Source organism: Niastella populi (assembly GCF_002078015.1).
GTDB classification, from domain to species: domain Bacteria; phylum Bacteroidota; class Bacteroidia; order Chitinophagales; family Chitinophagaceae; genus Niastella; species Niastella populi.
This window is the reverse complement of record NZ_LWBP01000156.1, coordinates 138,322-146,601: the sequence shown is the minus strand read 5'-3', so window position 1 is coordinate 146,601 and position 8,280 is coordinate 138,322. Positions and strand designations below refer to the sequence as shown.

7 protein-coding genes are annotated in these 8,280 nt (G+C 44.2%); 5 read left to right on the top strand and 2 right to left on the bottom strand.

The genetic code is table 11. The features are described 5' to 3' along the window. Positions 1-323: 323 nt before the first annotated feature. Complete coding sequence (locus A4R26_RS14295) at positions 324-1,139, bottom strand: hypothetical protein (protein WP_081164435.1); 816 nt, start codon at positions 1,137-1,139, stop codon at positions 324-326. A 723-nt stretch (positions 1,140-1,862) separates the two neighbouring features. Here A4R26_RS14295 and A4R26_RS14290 point away from each other — a divergent pair. Then, positions 1,863-2,417 (top strand): hypothetical protein, encoded by a 555-nt coding sequence (locus A4R26_RS14290; protein ID WP_081164434.1) that lies wholly within the window; start codon positions 1,863-1,865, stop codon positions 2,415-2,417. 267 nt (positions 2,418-2,684) lie between these two features. Here the strand turns inward: A4R26_RS14290 and A4R26_RS14285 are convergent, their stop codons facing one another. Beyond that, positions 2,685-3,980, bottom strand: coding sequence for an acetyl-CoA hydrolase/transferase family protein (locus tag A4R26_RS14285; RefSeq protein WP_081164433.1), 1,296 nt, complete (start codon positions 3,978-3,980; stop codon positions 2,685-2,687). A 620-nt stretch (positions 3,981-4,600) separates the two neighbouring features. On the opposite strand from A4R26_RS14285, the gene A4R26_RS14280 reads away from it, so the two are divergent. From A4R26_RS14280 to A4R26_RS14265, 4 genes are all read left to right on the top strand, one after another. Next, positions 4,601-5,014, top strand: coding sequence for a hypothetical protein (locus tag A4R26_RS14280; RefSeq protein ID WP_081164432.1), 414 nt, complete (start codon positions 4,601-4,603; stop codon positions 5,012-5,014). 219 nt (positions 5,015-5,233) lie between these two features. After that, on the top strand, positions 5,234-6,034 hold the full coding sequence (locus A4R26_RS14275) for a HipA family kinase (protein ID WP_081164431.1): 801 nt from the start codon (positions 5,234-5,236) through the stop codon (positions 6,032-6,034). Then, the gene (locus tag A4R26_RS14270) at positions 6,012-6,395 is read left to right on the top strand and encodes a DUF3037 domain-containing protein (protein WP_081164430.1); all 384 of its coding nucleotides are present in this window, start codon (positions 6,012-6,014) and stop codon (positions 6,393-6,395) included. The genes A4R26_RS14275 and A4R26_RS14270 overlap by 23 nt, the downstream gene beginning before the upstream one ends. 514 nt (positions 6,396-6,909) lie before the next feature. Next, the gene (locus A4R26_RS14265; RefSeq protein WP_081164429.1) at positions 6,910-8,001 is read left to right on the top strand and encodes a fatty acid desaturase family protein; all 1,092 of its coding nucleotides are present in this window, start codon (positions 6,910-6,912) and stop codon (positions 7,999-8,001) included. The last annotated feature ends 279 nt before the right edge of the window (positions 8,002-8,280 follow it).

Genomic DNA, 8,280 nt, shown 5'->3' with positions numbered 1-8,280 from the left:
AAGCGAATACAAATACAGGTTAAAGCTGAAAAGCAAATACAGCTTCAAGCTGCAAGCTGTAAGCTTCAAGCGAATACAAATACAGGCTAAAGCTGAAAGGCGAATACAGCTGCAAGCTTCAAGCTGCAAGCAGTAAGCGAATACAAACACAGGCTAAAGCTGAAAGCGAATAAAATTTCTCTTTGGACTTTCTGCTTTGTATTTAAACAGTCTTCTGCCTTAAAGACTTTTGTATCAGCTTTCGGCTTTCGGCTTTCGGCTTTATGCTTTCGGCTGCATTACAGACTTGTGTATTAGCGTTCAGCGTTTTGCGTTCAGCGTATTCACGCCATTGCCAATACTTTCCCTGCGCCAACATATTTTACCATTTCTACCTCGCCCCTGACCATATTCCCAAACGCAATGCCAACTGCAAGCAGCAGACTCTGAGGGTTAAAACTTACATTTTCATCAAGTTTTTCAAAGTAGTCGCCCATACTGTTAAACGCTACAGTAACTGGTTCAGATCGTGGTGAAACGGCCAACCAGTCGGTTACTTCCAGTTCCCACATAAACATTTCCTTTCCATTTTGCGGTTTATATCCTCTTTCAGTATAAAACATATCTTCAATAGTACCCAATACTACCATAAATTTATACCAGGCGTAATTACCCGGAATGAAAAAGTTTACACCAGGTATCAGTGCAGGAAAAGTAACGGAGGCCTTCAATGTTTCTTTTGAAAGCGTATAAATAATCCGGTTAGCTATAATGTTTTCAAAAGGATTTTTGCGACTGAAGGAAAAACCCTGCAGCAAATGCGGATCTTTAGTGAGCACAACGTTCCGTTGCCCGTGCTCGCTCACCGTATCAAGTTCCTGAATAGGTTTGAACAGGGTATTCAATGGACCGGCAAGGTTATAATCGCCCAGGTATTTAAGCGGACGAAGTATATCCAACACCTGGCCGGCAATGCGGGCCCTTCCGCCAAATTCCATATTATTTCTTCGGGTGGCGGCAAAAGAGGGTTTTGTCTGGATCTGTTTTTTGGTAGGACCGCCTTTTCTTCGCACGATCGGTTTGTCAGAACCGCGCATCTTGTAAACGGAGATATTACCTATCGTACCGGTAAAAGAGAAGGGTGGCTGAAATTTTCCCATAATCAATTGGTTTAATGGCATTAAGTATATAAGGCATCATATGTAATTTACAAAAAACATGTATCTTTAAAGTAACCATCCGGTTATCTATATTTTACACATTAATTTCGCGTAATAAGCACACATTTTTACCCCCCTTTTTCATCCCACCTTACATTTTTTCCCTTTGTTCATAGCTGTTTTATAACCAGAGCGTACCTGTTCGCACCCTGCTTCGCATATGTCCCTATAGTGTCAAAATAATCTTTCAAAGGCTATTCGTACATATCCCGTATCTTTTAAAAAGACGGCTTATATACGACACATATACGAGACATGTACGAAATATATACGGTATATTAACGAAGATGGTACGAAGCCGTCCCGAACCAGGGGAATACCTGGCCCTAAGAAAGATCAGAAAAAAATGCTACCCGGAAGTAGAAATAGCAGATGAAGAACGTCCCGCCTTTTGAGTTCATTTCTGACCTTATTCAGGGCAATTTATAAGCCCCTGGCAATTGAAGACAGGAAGAGTTAAAAAAAAACTCCTGTGTAAATAAACCAACCTGTAACATTTTCATCGAATGCGCAACATATAACGCGTATGAAAAATAAAAGCTATTGAACGGGCTTTCAATACTAAGGTAAGTAGGTATTTATCGTTCAGTTAATATAGCATTTATTATAAATACAGTTTATTTGCATGCTTTTTTTAATGGATTATTAAACCTCAATTTTTTTATGAAAAGAGTTATTACACTGGGTATTGTAGCATCTGTCCTTGTTTTTGCAGCTTGTAAAGGCGGTAGCAAAAAAGAAGAAAGCAGCGAAAACGCCACTTCCGAACAGTCATCCAACTCCGGTGAAGAACAAAAATCGGCTCCTGCCAACGCGCCTAAAGAATACGCTGTAACCATCACTCCCGATTCGGCCATTTTAGGCAAACAAAAAGAGGCCCTGGTAAAAGTAACAGGCGCAACCGCCATTGCATTGACCGACCCCGATGGTAAAGACAATGGTATTGAACTCACATTCAAGCTTACCGTAACGAATAAAACCCAAATAGGTGATGGAAGAAGCGTGTCAATTGCCTATAGCGACTCACGTTTGCAACTTGACAATGGCACCAACATCACCCACGATTCAGGTACCGATTTCTTAAGAGCACAACCTGAAGCAACTTCAGGCGTTGAAAGCTGGACGTACAAAGTACCTGCAGGTGCTAAACCTACTGCCCTGAACCTGTTCTATGATGATACCCGGGTTTCGGTAGGAGTAGCGCTGAGCGAGAAATAAGTTGAAAGCAATACAGATCCCGGCAATCGGGATATGTTATAAAATACAAGCCTTCGCGTTATTTAACCCAAAAGCAAAACAAAGCCCCGTTCTGGCAAAACCAGGATGGGGCTTTCGGTCAATGGTCAATGGTCAATGGTGAATGGTCAATGGTCAATGGCCCGCGAAATTTAAAATGAATAATTATTCTTAGACTTCAATAACTGAACAACTAGGAACTATGAACTGTGAACGATGAACTAAGAACTATGAACTATGGACTATGAACTAAGAACTAAGAACTGTTTTATAAAACCGCTCCCAAACCGCCTTACTCAATTCCTCCCTGTGATCAGGATGCGCCAGCTCTATCAACGCTTTCGCCCTTTGTTTTAAATTCTTCCCAAACAGATCGGTGATACCATATTCGGTAACCACCCAATGCACGTGACCACGCGTGGTAACAACACCGGCACCCTCCTTCAGGAACGGAACAATACGCGATAAACCTTTCGATGTGGTGGAAGCCATGGCGATGATGGGCTTGCCATCGTCTGACAATGAAGCGCCGCGCATAAAATCCATTTGTCCGCCAATGCCCGAGTATTGATACGTACCGATAGAATCGGCGCAGATCTGTCCGGTAAGATCTATTTCAATGGCGCTGTTGATGGCCGTGGCCCTGGGGTTTTGCCGAATGACGCTGGTGTCGTTCACATATTCTATAGCCATTACGCGAATGGCGGGATTGTCGTTCACAAAATCATACAGTTTGCGGGTGCCGGCCATAAACCCGGTTACGGAGCGGCCCACGTTCACCTTTTTACAACTGTTGTTGATGATGCCCTGCTCAATAAGCGGTATTACGCCGTCGGACAACATCTCTGTATGTATGCCCAGGTTCTTGTGACCGGTAAGGTTTTTCAGCACCTGGTCGGGAATGTTACCGATGCCCATTTGCAGCGTAGCGCCGTCTTCGATGAGCGACGCCACATTTTTACCGATCTGCGCAATGGCGGCATTTACTTTGGAAGAATAGTCTACTTCGGGCAATGCGCTGTCGTGTTCAACCAGCACATCGATCTTATTTACGTGAATGAAACCATCGCCATGGGTGCGGGGCATTTGCGGGTTCACCTGTGCAATGATGATACGGGCGGTATCTACTGCGGCACGGGCAATGTCAACAGATGTACCCAGGGTACAGAACCCGTGCCGGTCGGGCGGCGATACCTGTATCAATGCCACATCGATGGGAAGGATATTCCGTTTGAACAATTGCGGGATCTGGCTCAGGAACACAGGCACATAATCGCCCAGCTCGCTATTAGCCACATTGCGTACGTTGGCCGAAACAAATAAGGAGTTAAAGAAAAAACTGTTGAGGTATTCACTTTTATTGAAATCAACATCGCCTAAGGTAGTTATGCTAACCAGTTCAACGTTGTTCAATTCAGCATGGCGGGCCAGCAATGCTTTTATCAGGTGAACGGGCGTAGCGGCGCTTCCATGCAGGAATACGCGCTGATTCGATTGTATCAACTGAACTGCTTCTGCTGCTGTACGATATTTTTGAGCTGTCATATTGGTGCCTGATTTTGAAGTACAAACTTACTACAGGGTGTATGGGGGCCACCTGACAAATGTCAGGTTGGGTGGTGAAAAAAGTCATAGTTGGGTGACTGATTGTTCGGTTGTTCAGTTATTCCCAGTTATTCGGTTATTCAGTTATTCAGTTGTTCAGTTCTGAGTTTTGAGTTGTCGCGAACTGTATTGCTTACAGCTTGAGGCGTGAAGCTTGCTGCTGTATTTGTATTCGTCTTCGCCTTTAGGCTTTCAGCATTAGCGTGTATTTGTATTTCGCTTACCGCTTGAGGCTTGAAGCTTGCAGCTGTATTTGTATTCGCTTACCGCTTGAGGCTTGAAGCTTGCAGCTGTATTTGTATTTCGCTTACAGCTTGAGGCTTGCAGCTTGCAGCTGTATTTGTATTTCGCTTGCAGCTGTCCACCCTTGCACCTTCAAAAAATTATGTCTACTTTAGCGCCGGATCAACTTCCATTAGGATAATTACCAGCATCGAAAAAGTAATATTGCGTTTGCCCATTGGGGAAATCTCAACACAAAGTTTGTCGAATCATCTTGCCGTATGAAAGACCGCTTTGTAAACGAGTAAATTCAATAAAAGGAAAACATATCCGATCTTATGAAAAAGAGCATAATCGTATCCTCCCTGGCTTTGTTCGCACTGGCATATGCATGCACCAAGGATACTGCTGCCGCCGACCCGATACCGCAGGACCTGCTAATAGGGAAATGGAACCTCACCAACGCATATTGGAATTCACATTATTATGGGCTCGATAATAAAGATTCTGCCAGGTTCAGCCTGGGCGAACTATCGTATGAATTTACAAAAGATGGCCGCGTAATTTCTCTTTCTCCCTACTATAAAGATACCCTGAAGTACAGGATCCTCAACAGCCGGTTGATAGTACTCGATGATCACGACACCATAAAGATCAGCCTGCTGGCCAATGCAAAAATGCAGTGGCATATCATGAACGTCAAAAGCGACGCCGGCGACTTTTTTGAAGAAACGGATAATTTCACCAGGTAGTTTTGGTTTTCCTACCTGCCTGAGCATCGTCGCATTCCAAATGGACCATTGAAATTAGTGATTACTTCTATAACATTCGTTATAAAAACATACAGGAGTGTTCCCGCGGTTTACCTGCGGGAATTTTTCGTTACCGCTCATTAACCCCGCACTTGTTAACGTGTTAATCCGTCAACTTGTCAACTTGTCAACTTATCCCTATTTTTAACCCCAATTTTTATGGCAGAAAATACAGTTGAAATAAGAACGGTGAACGTAACGCGCTATGTAACGCCATTGCGCGAGGGCGGTTCATTACCGGCCATTGCAGAAGCTGATGACGGCTTTATGTATGTGCTGAAATTCCGCGGGGCCGGGCAGGGGATAAAGGCCCTTATTGCAGAGCTGATAGGCGGTGAAATTGCCCGTACGCTCGGATTGAAAATGCCCGAGATCGTATTTGCCAACCTCGATACCGCATTTGGCCGTACCGAACCCGATGAGGAAATTCAGGACCTGCTAAAAGCAAGCGTTGGATTGAACCTCGCCCTGCATTATTTGTCGGGCGCCATCACGTACGATCCCGTGGTAACCAAACTGGCGCCCCAACTGGCATCGCAAATTGTATGGCTCGATGCTTTGCTCATGAACGTTGACCGCACGCCGCGCAATACCAATATGCTTGTATGGCATAAAGAACTTTGGTTGATCGATCATGGCGCTTCTTTATATTTTCATCATAGCTGGCAGAACTGGAAAGAACAGGCGGTAAAACCTTTTGTGCAGATAAAAGACCATGTATTGCTTCCCCAGGCAACCCTGCTGAGCGAAGTGGATGCCGGGTACAAAGCTATTCTAACCGAAGAACGCATTCGCGCCATCATAAACCTGTTGCCCGACGAATGGCTGGCCACCGATGAGCAGGAAGCAACTGTTGCCGAACGGAGGCAGGTGTACGCCGATTTTTTAATTACCCGTATTGCATCGTCACACATTTTTGTAAAAGAAGCCCAACAACATGCAGGAAAAATACTTATTTGAGTACGCCGTCATTCGTATTGTTCCCAAAGTTGAACGGGAAGAATTCTGCAATGTGGGCATTATTCTGTACTGCAAAGACCAAAAATTTCTACAAACCCAATTTACGATCAATGAAGCGCGGGTAAAATGCCTCGATGAAAAAGCGGATATTCCCGAAATACAGTCATACCTGCAGGCTTTTGAAAAAATATGCAAAGGCGCCCGCGATGGCGGCCCTATTGCACAGCTTGATATGCCCAGCCGTTTCAGGTGGCTCACCGCGCAACGCAGTACCATTTTACAAACATCGCGTGTGCATCCGGGGTTTTGCGCCAGTGCGCAGGAAGCGCTTATACGGCTGCATGGGCAATTGGTACTTTGAACCACTAGGCAATGGGCGGCAATAGGCAATGGGCAAAATGCAACAGGTAACGGCAACAAATAAGCAGGCAAAGAGTTCATGCAGGTTGCTAATATTGTTTTGCGCAACTATTATCGTATAATTTCGTTATTTAGATACCGGTTTTAATTATAAAAAATCCAATATTCAGATGGCATAGTGTTTGCTCAACTGGTATTACCGGGCCTATGCTGTTAAAAACTTTTTCGTATGTATCCTTCACATCTGTCATATCAACAACCCTGCACAAAAAGTGCAACTCCCCCTGTCTGTTATTCCTGCATCATTGTGTGGCTTTTGCCAACATTCGTATGACAATTATCAATTTGAGAACAAATTGAAATCATTTGTATTTGGGGGCGTCTTAACGATTCTTTCTTTACCTTTGCGACGCTGAAAATCAGACAATTTCACCAACCAGCAATAAAAAAGGCTCATAACCAGGAGCAATTTTTGCAGGAGATAAAGTTGATACTAAAACATTTTTCGGATAATTATGCCTAAAGTAACCTTTAATAATAAAGACAAGAGTTTTTTCAATACGTTAAAAGCTTCAGTTGATCAGTATTTCGCAGAGCAGAAAATTAAAAAAACGGGCAACTGGCGCCTGTATTCCAAAACAATAGTTCTGGCGCCGGCAGCCATCCTCCTGTACTCATTACTGCTTTTTTCATCAATGCCTGCCGTTGTGGCTATCTTACTTTGCTGTGTGCTGGGTTTTGTAATTGCCAGCATAGGGTTTAATGTGATGCACGATGCCTGCCATGGCAGTTATAGCAGCAAAAGCTGGGTAAATGAAACAATGGCCCTCAGCTCGAATTTAATGGGCGGCAATACCTACATCTGGAAATTCAAACACAACATCGTTCACCATACCTACACTAACATCGACGGCGTAGACGACGATATCGCATTGAGCCCGCTCATGCGGCAATGTTCTACCCAAAAATGGTTTCCACCACACCGCTACCAGCACATATATGGATTTATATTATATGCATTTACCTCACTTGCATGGTTCTTTGTGATGGACTTTACAAAATATTTCAACCAGAAAGTGCATACCACTCCCATGACAAAGATGACGACGAGGGATCATATCATTTTTTGGATCAGTAAGTTGTTATATGTCTTTTTATTTGTAGCGCTCCCTATAAAAGTTGTAGGCCTGCTGCCCTGGGTAATTGGCTTTATTGCCCTGAACCTTACCTTGGGTATAACCCTGGCGGTAGTTTTTCAGCTGGCGCATGTGGTAGAACACACTGAGTTCGTGCATTTTGACCAACAGGACCACATGAAGATCGAGAACGAATTCGCCATTCACCAGATTAAAACCACCGCTAATTTCGCCCCTCGTAATAAGTTCATTTCGTGGTATGTAGGCGGTTTGAACTACCAGGTTGAGCACCACCTGTTCCCCCGCATCAGCCACGTTCACTACCCTGAAATTAACAAGATCGTAAAACAAACCTGCCAGCAGTTCGGCATAAAATACAACGAATTCCCCACCATGCAGCAGGCGATAGCATCGCACTACAGGATGATCAGGGAACTGGGAAAGAAACCGGTAGAAACGGTTGCGGCGTAACCCCGGCCTCAAAAGGGGAGTAAAAGAAATAACAAGTAAATTTTATATATAAAGTCCCGCGATAAGCGGGACTTTTTTATTGGTTTAGTCGAGTTGAAAAGCCACACGGTGGAGCAGCCAAATTGACCATTCACAATTGACCCCGCCCGAACGACTTTCTGCCGGGCGGGCATTCCCTTTTTTACAAACCCTGACGCTCCTCATTGAATATATTCCCGGTTTCACCGTCCTTTGTAAAGTTTTTGAATACCCGAATTCATCGCTCCACTCCGACAGGCA